This window comes from Shewanella sp. 11B5 (genome assembly GCF_002836795.1).
GTDB classification, from domain to species: Bacteria; Pseudomonadota; Gammaproteobacteria; order Enterobacterales; family Shewanellaceae; genus Shewanella; species Shewanella frigidimarina.
The window spans coordinates 1-1,954 of record NZ_PJAP01000706.1; the positions used below are offsets into that span (position 1 = coordinate 1).

Annotated in this window: 1 protein-coding gene; it reads left to right on the forward strand. The window is 37.6% G+C overall.

The features are described 5' to 3' along the window. Positions 1–306 precede the first annotated feature (306 nt). Entirely contained in the window at positions 307–1,773 is a 1,467-nt protein-coding gene (locus CXF78_RS15580; RefSeq protein ID WP_102037298.1) for a diguanylate cyclase, read from the forward strand. Positions 1,774–1,954 lie beyond the last annotated feature (181 nt).

The window sequence follows — 1,954 nt, forward strand, 5'->3', positions numbered from 1 at the left end:
TTCTCTCAATTAACGTTAGCGGGCTTTAATCGTCAAACAGGTGTGTTATATCCTGAAGACCAAAAGTATCGTATTGAACGTATTCTTAATAGCAATGGACAGCAAGTTTCGCAAGGCGACTTACTGTTTGTGATATTACCCATCGAAGCGTAATACCTTCGATTGATTGTTGAATAAAATACCCGCTAAATAGCGGGTATTTTTTTGTCAGACTTTCGTATGTTGTAATACACTTAATAGCATATACACTTTTGGTTCAACTAATCTGTTGGACCATATTGTTGGAGCATACTATTTTGAAAAATAATGCGAACATTGAGTCGGCTTGAGTTCTCTAGCGTATTATTGATTACGCTGTTGATTTTCATTACTTTGATTAACGCTAAGCATGCCAGTGCTTCGGTGGTAGAGACTCAGTCTTTTATCAATTTAAAAAACCGTAATATCATCCGTTACTGTGTTGATCCCGATTGGTTACCTTATGAAGCTATTGTCGATGGCCGCCATACTGGGATTTCATCTGATTATTTAGCATTATTAGCAAATTATACCGATCTGACTTTTGTGTTAGTGCCCACCTCGTCTTGGCGACAGAGTTTAGAATTACTTAAACAAGGTGAGTGCGAGTTAACCCCCATTTTAAATCAAACCCCCAAACGCGACGCATATCTCTCTTTTAGTGATATCTTTTTTAAATCTCCAAATGTATTGGTGTCATTAAAATCTCAACCTTTTTTGCAAGGATTTGAAAATATAGGTGACCGCTTATTGGCAATACCCAAAGATTATCGTCTAGTGGAATATATCCAACAATTTTACCCTGCTATCAATACCGTATTGACTAAGAACGAGCGACAAGGATTGGAAAAGGTTGCTAATGGTGAAGCGGATGTCTTTGTAGGGTCGATGTTTTCTGTTAACGCCTATATTCAACAACATGGGTTAACCTCGTTAAAAATAGCGGGGTGGGGTGGTCCTGAAGATGAGCTACGCATTGGCGTTATTCATGCAAAACAAGATTTGCTGTCACAGATTAATGCTGGATTAGCAAAAATCACTCAGGCAGACCATATTTCAGTTTATAAGAAATGGCATAACATTACAGTTGTTGAGGACATCGATTATAGCTTAGTGGTTCAAGTGGTGACTGCACTGGGGATGTTTATCTTATTTCTGCTTTACCGAACAATGTGTGTTAGCAAATACAATGTTCATTTAGAAACCAGCAACAAGCAGTTGCAAAAATTACAGTTAGAACTGGAGAAGAAAAATTGCGATCTCGATTTTTTGGCTCAACATGATCCGCTGACAAAATTGTATAACCGCCAATATTTTAATCAAACCTTTTTAGATGATGCTAGGCAGCCTCAAAAAAAAATCCGTCAAAACAATATGAGTTTGATTATCATTGATATTGATTTCTTTAAAGCGATTAATGACAAGCATGGGCATACAATTGGTGACAAAATATTAGTTCAAGTCGCGCAAGTGCTACAAGCATCAGTAAGAGAACTTGATGTTGTTGCAAGGTGGGGCGGCGAGGAATTTGTGGTGGTTTGCCAACATGTAGCGTTACACGATGCCACTGAGCTATGCCAACGAATTACTGATGAACTTAGTCATTTTCATTTTTATCACAATATTAAAGTGACTTGTAGTTTCGGAATTGCCTTGCTGAGTGATAATGAACCGATCCAAGCTTGCTTTGAACGAGCCGATGCCGCGTTATACAAAGCTAAGCAGTCTGGGCGTAATCAATATTGTAGTGCGTAGATAAAAACGACAGTTTGCTGGATGTTTGTGCCATTAACAAAAATAGATCTTTATGTGAATAAATGCATATTTGTTGTGGTGTGATGTTGTTTCGCGACATTATGTGGCCCTAAAAATGCTTATTTGGCCATTTCATCTAAAATTTAACATTTTTCAGTGAAATCCACCCAAAGATTAAAAA